The following is a 13,941-nucleotide window of genomic DNA, read 5'->3' on the forward strand; positions in this document are numbered from 1 at the left end:
GCCAATCCGTCGCGATCCGTTGACGCGACGAACGGATTACTCGTCTTCGTCGGTTTCGATGACTTGAGACACCGACAACGGGACGTCCCGGAGTGCGCCGCCGACCTCGCTCTTTGCGATCCGAGAGGCGTGTTCCTCGTTGTCGGCGTTGAACACCTCCATCTCGAGTCCGAGACCGACGAGGGACGTCTGGGCGGCGATAAACGCCGAATCGAACGGCTCGCCGCAGGCGGGACAGCCCGTTGCGCCCACTTCGACCTCGACGTATTCCAGCCCTTCACTGTTGAGTCGTTTCCCCGCTTCGCTGACGGCGACACCGATCGCGTCGTCGATTTCGTTGACGTCACGAACGAGCCACGCTGCTTCCATCGCGACGAGATAGTTTCCCATACGCTGTGGTCGGTCCGGGGGGTTTCCTGCTTTGCGGTTCCGATCCATCACTGCAAAACGGAGAATCCGGGGTCGAACTCTCCCGTACTCGAGTGCGCACGAGAATCCGATGATGCTCATAAGTTACGAGAAATGCTCGCGTCGATTCCCTCCCGCTTAGTTGGATTTCGTCTCGAGTGCAGGCTCGCTTGTCTCCTTCGAAACTACAGTTGAATCGCATGACTGCGCCGACCCGGTTTTGAATTAACGATCAGGATACTCTCTCTGAGTTGAGAAAGCTTATATACTACCTGCGTCTGGGGTCGTCTGAACGCCGATGATATCCCGCGTGTACCGCGCAACGCTGTTCGCACTGTACCAGCTCTGTATTGTACTCGGCATCGCCGCGATGCCGGTCGCAATGGCTGTCCGTCAGGCTGGAATCTCGCTCCCAGTCCACCGTCTCCTCGCAAACGTAGAGCAGGCCTACGAGGGAACGGGCCAGTAAGCGGTCCTCGAGCAGTCCCGTCAGCCGCCGTTCTCTCGAAGTCGTCCCGTTACGCTTTACCCCTGCCAGCCCGAACCGAGGGCTAATGACTGCCCAAACCGTCCAACAGGGCGATCTCGTGACCGTTATCGGCCTCGAGGTCCACGTCCAACTGGAGACCGATACGAAGATTTTCTGTGGATGTTCGACCGATCAGCAGAACGGGCCGAACGAAAACGTCTGTCCGGTCTGTCTCGGCCTGCCGGGTGCACTCCCCGTCGTCAACGAGGGTGCGGTCGAAGCCGCCGTCAAGATCGGCAAGGCGATCGACGCCGACATTCCCGAGGAAACCCGGTTTCACCGCAAGAACTACTACTACCCCGACTTGCCGAAGAACTTTCAGATCACGCAGTACGACGAGCCGATCTGTGCCGACGGCGAGCTCGAGGTCTCAGTCGAGAGTACCCGGCGAACGATCGCGATCGAGCGCGCTCACCTCGAGGAGGATCCCGGAAGCCTCCAGCACGTCGGCGGCGGAATCGACACCGCGGAGTACACGCTGGTCGACTACAACCGTGCCGGAACGCCGTTGATGGAGATCGTCACGGCACCGGACTTCCGAAGCCCGGACGAAGTACGTGCGTTCCTCGCGGAACTCGAGGAGGTCCTCGAGTATCTCGGCGTCTTCGATGCGGAGCGAGACGGTAGCCTGCGTATCGACGCCAATCTCTCGATTATTCCGTCGGAAGAAATCGACGGAGATGGCGAAGACGACATCGGCGCGGATGCACTCGAGACGGCAAACCGGACCGAAGTCAAGAACATCTCGAGTCACAAGGGCGCACAGAAGGCGCTGGCGTACGAGGAAACCCGCCAGAAGAACGCGATCCAGCGCGGGCGCGCGGTCGAACAGGAAACGCGCCACTGGGACGAGAGTCGAGGGATCACGGTGTCGATGCGCTCGAAGGAGGAAGAAAAGGACTACCGCTACTTCGAGGAGGCCGATCTACCCCCGCTGCGAGTCTCTCACTGGAAAGACGAGATCGCGATCCCGGAACTGCCGACGGCCCGCCGAGAACGCTTTCAGGCGGAGTACGAGCTGACCGAAGAAGCGGCCTCGAAGCTCACCTCGACGAAACAAGTTGCGGACTTCTACGAGGATGTCGCCGGCGAGTACGATCCCGACCTCGCCGCGACCTGGGTCGCAGACAACCTGCTCGGTGAACTCAACTACCGCGACATGGAGATTACGGACATCGAGGGGCGACTCGAGGAGGTTACCCGGCTCGTCGAGCTCGTCGCGACGGACGAGATCACGGCGAAAAACGCCCGCGAAACGGTGCTTCGAGCGATGCTCGATGGCGGCCGAACGCCGGACGAGGTCGTAGCCGAAGCGGATCTCGGAAAAACCGACGAAGGCGAGGTGAAACGGGCCGTCGTCGATGCGGTCGAGGAGAACCCCGATGCCGTCTCCGACTACGAGTCGGGCGACGACGGTGCGATCAACTTCCTCGTCGGTCAGGTCATGCAAAAGACCGGCGGCAGCGCAGATCCCGGCGACGTCAACCAGCTGTTGCGCGCCGAACTCGAAGAGTAGCGACGGAGCGAGAGCGCCCGGGCCCGGCGAGGGGTTCAAATTGTTCGGATCACTAGGATCGCTCGAGCATGGAGCGAACCCCGAACGGGACCGCCGTGGGAGTCGACGACCCCTACGAGTTCGCCGGCATCTGTGACTATCTCACGAACGACGGACGATGCCGATACGCCTTCGATCACTACGAAGCCGACCCGGAGTTCGCTCGCGACCGGGCACGGGAGGACTACGCCTGCCCGGTCGTCGACTCTGGATCCGAGGCTGATAGCGGCGCGCCGGACCGCGAGAGCGACGCTCTCCCTGGCTGGTCCGACTGTCCCCACTTCCGGTCGCGAAATCACGACCGCGAGTGCGTCCGCTGTGGCCTCGAGGAAAAGCGAATCGCTCACGACGACGAGCGCCCGTTACTCGAAGAACACCACCTCTCCTACGCCGACGGGCTTCGGTCCTCGGGCGAATCCGACGCGTCGGATTCTGTGAACCTCTCTCACGAGATCACGATCTATCTCTGTCGGTGGTGTCACGCCAAAGTCCACACGTCCTGGGCGCGGATCACCGACGACGTCGCGCCCGACCCGGACGCGATCGCCGCACTCGAGGATCGCCGGGGACGGGAGTACGACGAACTGGGGTTCGAATCGGCGGCCGAGCGGCGTGACGAACGGTAGGCGGTCGATTGCTGGAAGAAGGGACGAGGCGTGGTCTCGGAAACCCACGGAGGGAAGCGGGAAACGACCGAGTCGAGTCGTCGGGTTCGAAACCGTCGTCAGTCGAGGATATCACCGACGCGCCGGGGCTCTCCCTGCAGGTTCGGCTGTTGGGCGACGATCTTCAACACCTCGTGGTCGGTCACGTCGTAGTAGGATTTCTCCGTCGCTTCCTCGATGAGTTCACGCTCGAGGCGAAACTCGGTTCCTTCGTAGACGACGTCGACGCCGTCGTCGTCGAACGCAAGCGTTGTCATCGCCGGTCGTACGCGCCGGGAGTGTAAAAACGAGACGACTGCGACTCACCGTTCGTCCGCGAGACGGACGTCAGACGGACGTCAGCGCTAACGACGAAGTTTATTACCGGGCGGTCACATTGGACCGGAGTGTGGCCGTACGCAGGGATCCACTCGACGAACTCGTCGTCCCCGACGGAACGCAAGCCAAAGAAGTCGCCCTCGAGACCGGCGGAGACGTCCTCGTCGGTGCCCGATCGACCGTCGAGTTCGGCGTGCGCGGTCGGAACGTCCTCGCCGGCGAGAACGTCGATTTCGGCGGCGAGATTGAAGCCGACGGCGACTGTCGGCTCGATATGTGGTGCGACGTCGCGGCGAACGTACTGGTCGGACAGGACGCCTACATCGGTGAACGAGTCCACATCGGCGGCGAGCTCAGGGTCGCTGGTGACCTCGATATCGGTGACGACGTCGATATCGAGGAGGGCTTCGAGGCCAACGGCTGGATAGTTATTCGAAACCCGATGCCGACGATCGTCTTCCTGTTCGTCTATCTCAAACACCTCCTCCTCCTCGGTGAAGAAGACACCGCCCAGCGGCTCATCGACGAACTGGTCGACGACGACGGAGAACCCGATGCCGAGCCGCTCGTGATACCCCGAAACGCGACCGTCGGGGACGACGCCTGGCGCGTCTCGACGCCCGCGACGATCGGTTCCGACTGTCGCCTGCACGGAAACGTCCGGGCCGAAACGATCGAGGTCGACACCGACTGCGACATCTTCGGGAGCCTTCGCGCTCGAGGCGAGGTCACGGTCGGTGAGGGAACCCGAATCCACGGAGATCTGACGACCCGAGACGGAAACGTGCTCATCGAAGCCGATGCGCGCGTCCTCGGTGACGTTTCCTGTACTGACCTCGAACTCCGTCCGGGTGCCGAAGTCGACGGAACGATCCGCGCCGACGGCGAGATTACGATGGGAACGTCCGAGCGTGACCTCGAGTGAGGATTGGGTCGATGTTCGAGCGAGGTGAGGTCTCGTGGTCGACGCCGACTTCGAGTCGAGAGTTGATGATGGCGACGTCGATGACCATTCCCTCGTGGTCACCGATCAGGACTCGTCACCGATCCCGAATAGGCGCGAGAACACCAAGACGAAACCGGCGATAAACGACCTCGGCGTCCGGCGAGCGGTCGTCTCCGGGACGGTTCCGAGAAATCCTGCGCTGACGAGTGAGCCGACGAGATCGACCGTCAGTATCCCTCACCTTCGCCAGTGAACGGATTTTCTGTGGATTGTTACCCACATCCTTAATATCAACAACTACGATAGAGAAAAACGAGCATGATACTACTAGACATACTGCCGGGATGGAGGTATCCATGCGGTCGATCGTACTGACGAAAGGCGTTCCCGACTTCTCGGAGGGTGCTGTGTCCTTCGACGAAGACGGCCACCTGGAGCGAGGAAAGACACCGACAGTCATGAACCCGAACGACGGCTTCGCCGCCGAGGCGGCCTTACAGACGAGGGTTCGCCACGGCGGGCACGTCAGCGCGATGAGCATGGGGCCGCCGGGGTATGCCGAAGTACTCGAGGAAGCGATGGAGTCGGTGTACGCCGACGACAGCTACCTGCTTTCGGATCGCGAACTGGCCGCGTCGGACACGTGGGCGACGGCGATCACGCTCAGCGCCGGTCTCGAGAAGTATCAGGAAGAAGTCGGTGAGATCGACCTCGTCTTTGCCGGCTTCAAGTCGGCCGACGGGGAAACGGGCCAGACCGGTCCCCAGACGTCCTGGGCGCTGGACTGGCCGATCGTCACCCACGTGATCGCGCTCGATATCGATCCCGACGAGCGCCTCCTGCGGGCGAAGCGCCTCGTCGAGGGAGACGTCGACGAGATCGAGACCGTCGAAGCACCGCTCCCGTGTTTCGTCGTCACCGATCCGGAGTTCGAACCGACGTACCGCAAAGCGTCCCATCGACTGTCGCACAAACGGCTTCGATCGGAGACCCAAGGGCGAGCGAGCGACCACGAAGAGCATCTCACGACCTGGAGTCAGGAGGATCTCAACCTCGATCCGGAGTACATCGGACTCGATGGCTCTCCGACGATCGTTTCCTCGGTCGACCCGATTCCCAAAGCGCCGTCGGAGCGCGAAGCGACTATGATCGAGTTCGACGATGACGACGGGATGGGACAGGTTCTCGGAGAAATGCAGCCGTTCGCCGCGAGCGGAGGTGACGGTCCGTGACGGAGATCGAACCCGGCGAGCACACGGTCGACGAACTGAACGAGCGCCTCGAGACGGTCGACGATGAAGAGGTCTTAGAAACCGTCCTCGAGGCCGAGCAGTCCGGACAGGATCGAAAGACGGCCCGCGAAGCGATCCGCAGTCGACTCGAGGCCGTCGATGCGCCCGGTAACGAGGAGAACGGAGCGAGCGGCGGCGATGAAGACGACGAGAGTGCTGGCGAAGAAGAACCCGACGCGGGAGACGACGAGAGTGCTGGCGAAGAAGAATCCGACGATGGAGGCGAGGAAGACGACGGGCTCACTCACCCCACCCGTGACAAACGCCACGTTCGGGCGCTTGCGGACGGTGACTACGAGGACATGTGGGTCTTCTGTGAGACGCAGGGTGGCGAGTTGCTCGAGGTGTCGCGTGAGATGCTCGGCAAGGCTCGCCGGCTGATGGACCAGTTCTCAGAGGACTACGGGGACGAAGAGCGCGTCGTCGCGTACCTCATGGGTGACGACTGCGAGGGGCTGGCCGAGGAGTGCATCGCCTACGGCGCGGACGTCGCGCTCTACCACGACGATACGCGACTGGAACGGTTCCTCCACAAGCCGTACACCGAAATATCGGCTCATATGGCTCGCGGCGAGGGGACGGCCGAGAGTACGGACTGGCGCGACTACGACAAGCCCCGGTATATCCTGTTCCCGGCGACGAACAACGGACGGGATCTCTCGGCAAAGGTACAGGCGGAGCTCGACTCGGGGCTCGCCTCGGACTGTTCTGACCTGTTCATCGAGGAAAACGAGGTCTCGAATCCCGTCAAGACCGGCGAACCCGGCGTCAAAAAGACCTTCGAGAAGGTACTTCACATGAAGCGACCGGACTTCTCGGGCTTCGAGTACTCGACGATCCTCTGCCTCGACAACCCGGGTCGAGAGTTCCACCCCCAGGGGGCATCGATTATTCCGGGTAGCTTCGACCCGATCGAGCGCGACGACGACCGGGAGGGGGACGTGATCGAACACGACATGGAACTCGACGAGGACTGGTTCCGCGTCGAGATCACCGAGTACGACCAGCTCGAGGCCGGCGTCGATCTGACGGGCCACGAGGTCGTCGTCTGTCTCGGTCGCGGCATCGCGGACGACCCGACCGTGGGGATGGAGCTCGGACTCGATCTGGTCGACGCGTTCGAGGACGCCGAACTCGCCATTACTCGAGGAATCGTCACCTCCTCGTACCAGTTCGAGGGCCACGTCGAACGGTACTCGAAAGAAGAACGCCAGATCGGTGAAACCGGACAGGTCGTCGCCCCCCAGCTCTACATCGCAGCGGGTGTCTCGGGTGCGGTCCAACACAAGGTCGGCATGGACCAATCGGACACGATCGTCGCGATCAACACCGACACCGACGCGCGGATCCGAGACTTCAGTGATTACTTCATCGAGGGTGACCTGTTCGAGGTCCTGCCACGGTTGACCGACGCGGTCGAAGCGGGCGAGACGACGCTCGAGGCGGTTGCGGACGGACATGGAGGTGACGGACATGAGTAACCAATCCGAGAGAGAACACTACGACGCGATCGTCGTCGGCTGTGGTCCCGGCGGGGCGGCCGCCGCCGTACGACTTGCCGATCACGGCATCGAAACGCTCGTCTTAGAGCGCGGGACGGAAGCAGGTTCGAAGAACGTCTCCGGCGGTCTGATCTACGCGGAGGAGTCGGCACCGTACACCATCGACAGCCTCTTCGATGGCTTTCGCGAGCAAGCGGCCGAACGGCCGGTCACGGAGTACCGCATTCACAACGTTGCGGGAAACAGCGTCAAAACGTACGATCTCACCGACCTCCACGAACACGACACCGACTGGTGTGACGCCGTCCTCCGGCGACGGATGGACTCGTGGCTCGAGGACCGCGTTCACGAGAAGACGAGCGAAACCGGCGGCGGCGTACTGACCGATGTCCGTGTGAACGGCCTCCTGCGCGAAAACGGGGAGATCGTCGGCGTCACCTGCGACGAACTCGATCCGATCGAAGCGGATCTGATCGTCGCCGCAGACGGGGTTAACTCCGAACTCGCCCGTGATGCGGGACTGATGGACTGGGACGAGCCCGATGAGTGGTTCCAGGGCGTCAAGGCGGTCGTCGACATGGAGCCCGACGTGATCGACGATCGATTCGATCTCGAGGCCGACGAGGGCGTTGCTCACCTGTTCTCGGGCGACCTCTTCGAGGACGTTCGCGGCGGTGGCTTCCTCTATACGAACGAAGACTCGCTGTCGATCGGGACCGTCTTCCACCTCGACAGCCTCGTCGAACAGCAAGCGGAGCCACACGAGCTGCTCGACGCGCTGCTCACTCATCCGCTCCTCGCGACCTGGCTCGGGGACGAGTACGACGAGCGGGAGTACGCCGCAAAGCTCGTACCAGACTCGAAAAAGGTCGCCCATCCAGAACCCTACCAGGATCGGCTCGTCCTCGTCGGAGACGCCGCCGGCCAGATGCAGGCACAGGGACCCATTATCAAGGGAATGAACCACGCGGTGACGGCGGGTGCGCTCGCGGCCGACGCGTTCGCGGTTACCCGCGGCAACGCCGATCCCGAGGCTGCCGGCCGACGGTACGCACAGATGCTCGAGGACTCGGGAACGATGGACAAACTCCGTCCCCGACGGTACGAGGTCGCCCGCGCCGTCGGAGAACGCGACCTCGTCACGAACGCCGTCGATCGCGTTCTCGAGTCGCCGATCGGATCGATCGCGGTTGGTAACCCGATCTCGAACCGACTGCTAAAGCGGGCGTACAACTCGCCGTTCCTCGTGTCGATGCTTCCCGACACCAGCACGGGCTACGTCACGCTCCCGTCCGTCATCGGTGAGACTCACGGAAAAACGATCCACTGGGACAACGAGATCGAACCGCCGACGCTCGAAGAACGCATCGGGGATCTCACCTACGACACGGACGTCGGCAACCCGCACATCGAACTCGTCGACGAGTCCTACGACGCGAGCGGGGCCGCAGTCGCCACCTGTCCGGTCAGCGCGGAGGACTTCGGCGGCGGCTGTTATCGCTCGGAGACCGTCCAGACGAACGGAACCGAAAAGACGGTCGTTAGCCTCGACACCCAGCCCTGCGTCGAATGCGGGACCTGCGCCGTCGTGGCCGAAACCGAGTGGGAACACCCACGTGGCGGCAAGGGCGTCGAGTACCGGGAGGGATAACGTGAGTCGGTACGGTCCTCGAATCGCCGCGCTCGAGCGCCGGGCGCTGCGCGAGCGCGCATCCCTCGACGCGGCCGACCTCGAGTCGGACGAGGCGACGAGGTTCCTTCGGGACGGTGCCGGGCAGGCGATCTGGCTCTACGTCGAGGGCCGAACCGGTGGCCGGATGGTTCGGTTCCCACCGGCGGAGATGCGAGCTCTCGAGTGCGCGATGAACGCGTGGCTCGAGTGTTACACCCGGTGTTACGGAGTCGAACTCGACGCCGAGTTTACCGTCCGAGAAGCCGCGGAACTACTGCTAGAGACGCATAACATCGTCGACGTCGCTCAGTTACTCACCGGTGTGCCGTCGCGTGAGTGTCAGAGCAGTCGAGACGCTGTAGACACTACGACGTAAGCGAGCGTGAGGGAACTGACGCCTCGACGTGAGCGATCTGAAGCCGTTCGAGTCGGTGGCTAATCGCGCCTCCGGCCGGTGAACGACCGTCCGGATATAAGTCCACTCCGGTGGTACGATCTCAGCGACCATGTCCGTTCAATTCGAAAAACTCACGTTCGATCGACTGGGACACGCGACCGTTCGCGTCGAAACCGACGACGAGACCGTCATCTACGTCGATCCGTGGGGGGAGGTGCTAGAAGAAGAGACGGGCGATGGCGATATCGTACTCATCACCCACGACGATTTCGATCACTACGATCCAGCCGCGATCGATACGGTATCCTCGCCGGCGGCGACGGTCGCCGCCTACGAGGCGATCGACACGTCCGACCTCGATTTCGACGTCGTCGACCTGCCACACGACGGCAAAACGATGGTCGAGGGAATCGAGATCCGAACGGTCCCGGCCTATAACGATCCGAACGGTGCCCACGTCGACGACGATGGGAACCCGTTCCACGCGGAGGGGGAGGTCGTCGGTCTCCAGTTCACGCTCGCGGACGCGACGATCTATTTTCCGTCGGATACCGACTTCCTCGAGCATCACGGGTCGATCGATGCCGACGTATTCGTTCCACCGATCGGGGGTCACTACACGATGGATCGCAACGAAGCCGCAGCGTTCGCCCGGAGCGTCGATCCGGAGCTCGTGCTTCCGGAGCACTACGATACGTTCGAGGCGATCGAAACCGACGCCGAGGCGTTCGCCGCGGACCTCTCCGAGGACGGTATCCGAGTCGAACTGTTCTGATCGTGACGTGCGCGCCGGTCAACAGACGGAGAGTTTGATACGGATTACTGTAACGATTTACCGGCGCACCCGCGACCCGGGCGGCGGGTGCGCCGGCAACGATTTACAGTAAACCGTATGAGGGGATTTGGTCACTGAATCCGACCGTATTATCCACGAGTCATACAGGAAGAACGAAACCTATAGACGAACAGAAAGTCGCTATCGACGCCTCTAATCCCTTTGGAAGTGCTGTTAATGCCGTTGCAGATGTACCCGATTACGAGAACCATGACATCGATAGCTGACATAGAAATTCCAGCCGACGGAACCGGATTGGGGGAGCTCTTCGACGACGTCCCCGGGCTGACCTGTGAGATGGAACGCGTTATCGCCTCGAGCGGCCACGGCCTGTGGCTCGCTGGTAGCTCCCGATCGAAGATCGAGGACGCCCTCACGGACGCAGCAGCGATCGACACGTACTCGTGCATCACTGATGACGAAGAACGGTATCTGTACGACATCGAGTTCGACGACGGGACCGTCGATCCCTTCGAAGTCGTCCTCGAGCAGAACGGAACGGTTCTGAGCGCGTCGGCGTCGAACGGATCCTGGCTGTTGAGCGTTCGCGTCATCGATCGAGAAAACGTCAGCACGCTGTACGACCGGCTGGTCGAGTACGACGTTTCACCGACCATCGTCCGGCTGTTCGATCTAGCCGAAGAGAGCCGCACCCAGTGTGGCCTGACCGCGCGCCAGTACGAGACGTTGGTCGCTGCGATCGATCACGGCTACTTCGAGATCCCACGCGAAGTCTCGATGCAGGAACTTTCGGACGAGCTCGACATCTCCCACCAGGCGCTGTCAGAGCGCCTCCGTCGGGCGTACCGAGCGCTCGTCACCTCCGAACTCAACGTCACCGAGGAAGAAGCCACCGCACCGCCGCTTGCCTCGGACTAGCACACGCAACACGGGTCGTCGTCGGTACGCCCCCTCGTCCCGCCGACGAAGAGATCGAAATTTGGCAATCACTCGTTGTAGACTCGCCCCTACCTTTTTGTACGGGGTTGCTAATCGAATAGGCGTGACCGTTGATCCGTTCAACCGCGGTAAACATCACGGCGCAGTCGTCGTCGGGAGCCTCGCGCTCGCATCGCTGTTGTGGGCGGTGGGATATCCGTTTTCGCGGATTGTCGCCGCCATCCCGTGGTTTCTTCTATTTTTGGTGATGATCATCGGCCCGGTCACGAAGATCTGGCCGTCGATCAGTCGCCGCTATTCGGGGAACTTCCCGTTGAACTGGCGATCGGAACTCGGAATCTGGTTCGTGGGTTGGTCGCTGGCACACGTGGCCCTCGTGTTCCGATCGATGGGGTGGGACGTCGTCGGATTCGTCGTTGGCATGAGCGCGTGGGCGTTCGCCGCAACGGTCGGAGTGATCATCGCCGTGATTCTGGCGATCACCTCGAACAACGTGGCCTACCAGTATCTCGGGCCGAAAGCCTGGAAGTGGCACCAGAGTCACGGAACGTACGTCATGTTCTGGCTCCTGACGGTACACATCTATGATCAGACGTTCCTTCGGGGAGGGGTTCCGCCGGAGGATCCGCTTCACTTGCTGTACGTGGCCACTATTCTCGTCGTCGTGGGGTTGCACATTTGGGCGTTCCTTACCGTCGTCTTCCACTACCGAACGCACGGTTCGTATCCACCGAACATCTAGTGAGAGTACTGGCTACACTCAGAGTGTTCAGTAACAACGAGGACGCTCGTTCGACGCGCCAAAGCCGGCGGAGAAGATAGTTCATTGCGGAGCCGTCGTCTCGAGGTCGGTCCCGATTGACTGCTGATACGGTCTGCTGTAAGTCAGTACCGACGTATCCGGAGACCGGGTGCCGGATGCGCCGGTAAACAGTTACAGCAGACCGTATGACACGAAAGCTACGGTGATTCGTTTGCTTATTCGCTCGAGACCGGATGGATCAATCGGGCTATGCACTCTTGAGTAGCCGAAGCGCGATTCCGACGAGGATTACCAGGATTCCGGAAATCGTCGCGATCGGCGGAATCGGAACGAAAAGCAACACGACACCAGCGAGGATGACGACCGTCGAGAGTCGAACCATGTGGGTCGTTCGACGACTGGCGAAGTAGAATTGTGGCCGGCATTCTCAGCTAGCCACGTCTCACTCGATCGTTCCGACGATCTCCTCGAGATCGACGTCCGACTCGATCAGCCGGTACTCTCCGCCCTCGAGCGAAACCACGCCTTCGTGATGGAGGTGATCGAGGTGTGCGAAGGCCTCCCCGGGACCGTGAACGATGTGGATACCCGACAGGTCGCCAAACAGATGGGCGCTGACGGTCCACGGATCGGCCGGGCCGTGTTCTTCGAGAACGTCGAGAACCCGTTCGGTTCGGTCGCGGTGGTGATCGGCGATCGCCAGCGCGCGGTCGGTCGGCTCGTCGATGGGATCGCGGTGACCGGGCCAAACTCGGTCGTAGTCACGGTCGACGATCGTTCGAAGCGTCTCGAGATACTGCTCGAGCGGTCGATCGACTCGGACGTCAGCTCCGCCGACGTTCGGCGTGTAGACCGGTAAAATGGCGTCGCCGACGAACGCCTCGCTACCGTCCCCACCATCGCCGCCGTCGACGATCTCGAAGCAACAGAGCCCGGCCGCGTGCCCGGGTGCGTGAACGGTTTCGATCGTCCGTCCACCAACCTCGAGGATCGTCCCGTCCTCGATCGGCGTGGCGTCCGCCGGTTTTCCGTCGATCTCCCTCGTTCCATCGAGTATCGAGAGAAGCTCTGCAGTTGCCTCCGCCGGAACGCCCCAGACGTCGAGGAGCTCCCGTCGTCTCTCATCGAGTTCCGTCATCGCCTCGGGGTCGTGTTCGACGAGCGGCGCGTCGGCCTCGTGAACGAAGACGGTCGCGTCACTTTCGGCCTGAATCTCACCGGCGAGTCCCGCGTGGTCGACGTGAAAGTGGGTGAGAACGATATCGTCGACGTCCTCGAGTCCGTAGCCACGCGCGGCGAGACCGTCCTCGAGATCCGCTCGAATGTCCGGCGCGGAGACGCCGGTGTCGACGAGAGCGAGATCGTCGGTCTCCTCGTCGAGGAGAACGTAGACGTTGTTTCGCCCCTCAAATTCGTCGTTCCCCAGCGTGATTCGGTCCATGGTCGAACCCATTCTCCGGCGAGTATTAACGTGACTGATCGCGGAACGCTGATCGCTCTGTAGGTCCACGTTCGGGACAGCGCTTTCCTCGCTGGACAAACTACGTCGAATCGAAACCGATGCAACCGGTCGTTCACCTGATAATCGGATACCTCTGTTATGCGGTTTACACCCGCTGGCAGCGCGACGAGGTGCCTACCGATCGGGGAGCACTCGTGGCGATCGTCGCCGCGGCGCTGCCGGATCTCGTGGATAAGCCGCTCGCGGCCGCCGGGGTCGTACCCGTCGGACGAACCGTCGGTCACTCGTTGCTGGTCGTCGTTCCGGTCACTCTCGCCGTCTGGCTCGCCGCAGACCGATACGGTCGTCGAACGCTGGGAACCGCGTTCGCTATCGGGCTGCTTTCACACGTCGTAACTGACGTCCCCTGGCACGTTCTCTCCGGAGAGTTCCACGAACTCGGTTTTCTCCTCTGGCCGATCACGGAAATGCCGTCGTACATCGGAATCAAGCCCCTCGGTACGGTCCCTATCCTCGGGGTAGAGGCGACGACGCTGTGGCTCGAGGCGGTTATCTTCGTCGTCGGAGTCGCGCTGTGGATCCGCGACGGAAAGCCTGGATTCGACCCCATCGCGGAGCGGCTACTTCGGTAACTTCGCTCGTCTCGACGACCGCCCAACGTCGTGAACCGATGGAACGGTTTCGCGTCGCAATCTAT

17 protein-coding genes are annotated in these 13,941 nt (G+C 61.9%); 13 read left to right on the plus strand and 4 right to left on the minus strand.

The window, feature by feature from the left end:
- Positions 1 to 36 precede the first annotated feature (36 nt).
- Positions 37 to 390 (minus strand): DUF555 domain-containing protein, encoded by a 354-nt coding sequence (locus tag EA462_RS08865; RefSeq protein WP_124178207.1) that lies wholly within the window; start codon positions 388 to 390, stop codon positions 37 to 39.
- 316 nt (positions 391 to 706) lie between these two features.
- On the opposite strand from EA462_RS08865, the gene EA462_RS17260 reads away from it, so the two are divergent.
- The 3 genes from EA462_RS17260 (at position 707) to EA462_RS08875 (ending at position 3,118) form a co-directional block, all read left to right on the plus strand.
- On the plus strand, positions 707 to 877 hold the full coding sequence (locus EA462_RS17260) for a hypothetical protein (RefSeq protein ID WP_165872037.1): 171 nt from the start codon (positions 707 to 709) through the stop codon (positions 875 to 877).
- An 85-nt stretch (positions 878 to 962) separates the two neighbouring features.
- A complete protein-coding gene (gene gatB, locus EA462_RS08870; protein WP_124178208.1) occupies positions 963 to 2,453 on the plus strand; it encodes an Asp-tRNA(Asn)/Glu-tRNA(Gln) amidotransferase subunit GatB in 1,491 nt (496 codons plus the stop codon).
- Between the two features lie 68 nt (positions 2,454 to 2,521).
- Positions 2,522 to 3,118, plus strand: coding sequence for a DUF7097 family protein (locus EA462_RS08875; RefSeq protein WP_124178209.1), 597 nt, complete (start codon positions 2,522 to 2,524; stop codon positions 3,116 to 3,118).
- 98 nt (positions 3,119 to 3,216) lie between these two features.
- On the opposite strand, the gene EA462_RS08880 is transcribed toward EA462_RS08875, so the two are convergent.
- A complete protein-coding gene (locus EA462_RS08880; RefSeq protein WP_124178210.1) occupies positions 3,217 to 3,414 on the minus strand; it encodes a DUF5800 family protein in 198 nt (65 codons plus the stop codon).
- A 131-nt stretch (positions 3,415 to 3,545) separates the two neighbouring features.
- On the opposite strand from EA462_RS08880, the gene EA462_RS08885 reads away from it, so the two are divergent.
- The 9 genes from EA462_RS08885 to EA462_RS08925 all read left to right on the plus strand — a co-directional run bounded on the left by EA462_RS08885 (position 3,546) and on the right by EA462_RS08925 (position 11,761).
- A complete protein-coding gene (locus EA462_RS08885; RefSeq protein WP_124178211.1) occupies positions 3,546 to 4,400 on the plus strand; it encodes a polymer-forming cytoskeletal protein in 855 nt (284 codons plus the stop codon).
- A 34-nt stretch (positions 4,401 to 4,434) separates the two neighbouring features.
- On the plus strand, positions 4,435 to 4,674 hold the full coding sequence (locus EA462_RS08890; protein WP_124178212.1) for a hypothetical protein: 240 nt from the start codon (positions 4,435 to 4,437) through the stop codon (positions 4,672 to 4,674).
- A 103-nt stretch (positions 4,675 to 4,777) separates the two neighbouring features.
- The gene (locus EA462_RS08895) at positions 4,778 to 5,653 is read left to right on the plus strand and encodes an electron transfer flavoprotein subunit beta/FixA family protein (protein WP_124178213.1); all 876 of its coding nucleotides are present in this window, start codon (positions 4,778 to 4,780) and stop codon (positions 5,651 to 5,653) included.
- Positions 5,650 to 7,194 (plus strand): electron transfer flavoprotein subunit alpha/FixB family protein, encoded by a 1,545-nt coding sequence (locus tag EA462_RS08900; RefSeq protein WP_207891645.1) that lies wholly within the window; start codon positions 5,650 to 5,652, stop codon positions 7,192 to 7,194. The genes EA462_RS08895 and EA462_RS08900 overlap by 4 nt, the downstream gene beginning before the upstream one ends.
- The gene (locus tag EA462_RS08905; RefSeq protein ID WP_124178214.1) at positions 7,187 to 8,866 is read left to right on the plus strand and encodes an FAD-dependent monooxygenase; all 1,680 of its coding nucleotides are present in this window, start codon (positions 7,187 to 7,189) and stop codon (positions 8,864 to 8,866) included. Before EA462_RS08900 ends, EA462_RS08905 begins: the two co-directional genes overlap by 8 nt.
- A 1-nt stretch (position 8,867) precedes the next feature.
- A complete protein-coding gene (locus EA462_RS08910) occupies positions 8,868 to 9,263 on the plus strand; it encodes a hypothetical protein (RefSeq protein WP_124178215.1) in 396 nt (131 codons plus the stop codon).
- Between the two features lie 130 nt (positions 9,264 to 9,393).
- Positions 9,394 to 10,059, plus strand: a complete 666-nt coding sequence (locus EA462_RS08915; protein WP_124178216.1) for an MBL fold metallo-hydrolase — start codon at positions 9,394 to 9,396, stop codon at positions 10,057 to 10,059.
- A gap of 270 nt (positions 10,060 to 10,329) precedes the next feature.
- On the plus strand, positions 10,330 to 10,998 hold the full coding sequence (locus EA462_RS08920) for a helix-turn-helix domain-containing protein (RefSeq protein WP_124178217.1): 669 nt from the start codon (positions 10,330 to 10,332) through the stop codon (positions 10,996 to 10,998).
- Positions 10,999 to 11,122: 124 nt separating this feature from the next.
- The gene (locus tag EA462_RS08925) at positions 11,123 to 11,761 is read left to right on the plus strand and encodes a hypothetical protein (protein ID WP_124178218.1); all 639 of its coding nucleotides are present in this window, start codon (positions 11,123 to 11,125) and stop codon (positions 11,759 to 11,761) included.
- A 268-nt stretch (positions 11,762 to 12,029) separates the two neighbouring features.
- On the opposite strand, the gene EA462_RS08930 is transcribed toward EA462_RS08925, so the two are convergent.
- Positions 12,030 to 12,164: a transporter gene (locus EA462_RS08930; protein ID WP_124178219.1), complete on the minus strand. Its 135-nt coding sequence runs from the start codon at positions 12,162 to 12,164 to the stop codon at positions 12,030 to 12,032.
- Positions 12,165 to 12,224: 60 nt separating this feature from the next.
- Complete coding sequence (locus EA462_RS08935) at positions 12,225 to 13,223, minus strand: MBL fold metallo-hydrolase (RefSeq protein WP_124178220.1); 999 nt, start codon at positions 13,221 to 13,223, stop codon at positions 12,225 to 12,227.
- Between the two features lie 119 nt (positions 13,224 to 13,342).
- Here EA462_RS08935 and EA462_RS08940 point away from each other — a divergent pair, with 119 nt between their 5' ends.
- Complete coding sequence (locus EA462_RS08940) at positions 13,343 to 13,876, plus strand: metal-dependent hydrolase (RefSeq protein ID WP_124178221.1); 534 nt, start codon at positions 13,343 to 13,345, stop codon at positions 13,874 to 13,876.
- The last annotated feature ends 65 nt before the right edge of the window (positions 13,877 to 13,941 follow it).

Origin of the sequence: Natrarchaeobius halalkaliphilus, assembly GCF_003841485.1 — an archaeon.
Taxonomy (GTDB): Archaea; Halobacteriota; Halobacteria; order Halobacteriales; family Natrialbaceae; genus Natrarchaeobius; species Natrarchaeobius halalkaliphilus.

What these genes read in the sequence shown, in the direction of transcription:
- EA462_RS08865 (WP_124178207.1), bottom strand. Translation starts at nt 390, where the DNA reads ATGGGAAACTATCTCGTCGCGATGGAAGCAGCGTGGCTCGTTCGTGAC.
- EA462_RS17260 (WP_165872037.1), top strand. Translation starts at nt 707, where the DNA reads ATGATATCCCGCGTGTACCGCGCAACGCTGTTCGCACTGTACCAGCTC.
- gatB (WP_124178208.1), top strand. Translation starts at nt 963, where the DNA reads ATGACTGCCCAAACCGTCCAACAGGGCGATCTCGTGACCGTTATCGGC.
- EA462_RS08875 (WP_124178209.1), top strand. Translation starts at nt 2,522, where the DNA reads ATGGAGCGAACCCCGAACGGGACCGCCGTGGGAGTCGACGACCCCTAC.
- EA462_RS08880 (WP_124178210.1), bottom strand. Translation starts at nt 3,414, where the DNA reads ATGACAACGCTTGCGTTCGACGACGACGGCGTCGACGTCGTCTACGAA.
- EA462_RS08895 (WP_124178213.1), top strand. Translation starts at nt 4,778, where the DNA reads ATGCGGTCGATCGTACTGACGAAAGGCGTTCCCGACTTCTCGGAGGGT.
- EA462_RS08905 (WP_124178214.1), top strand. Translation starts at nt 7,187, where the DNA reads ATGAGTAACCAATCCGAGAGAGAACACTACGACGCGATCGTCGTCGGC.
- EA462_RS08915 (WP_124178216.1), top strand. Translation starts at nt 9,394, where the DNA reads ATGTCCGTTCAATTCGAAAAACTCACGTTCGATCGACTGGGACACGCG.
- EA462_RS08920 (WP_124178217.1), top strand. Translation starts at nt 10,330, where the DNA reads ATGACATCGATAGCTGACATAGAAATTCCAGCCGACGGAACCGGATTG.
- EA462_RS08930 (WP_124178219.1), bottom strand. Translation starts at nt 12,164, where the DNA reads ATGGTTCGACTCTCGACGGTCGTCATCCTCGCTGGTGTCGTGTTGCTT.
- EA462_RS08935 (WP_124178220.1), bottom strand. Translation starts at nt 13,223, where the DNA reads ATGGACCGAATCACGCTGGGGAACGACGAATTTGAGGGGCGAAACAAC.
- EA462_RS08940 (WP_124178221.1), top strand. Translation starts at nt 13,343, where the DNA reads ATGCAACCGGTCGTTCACCTGATAATCGGATACCTCTGTTATGCGGTT.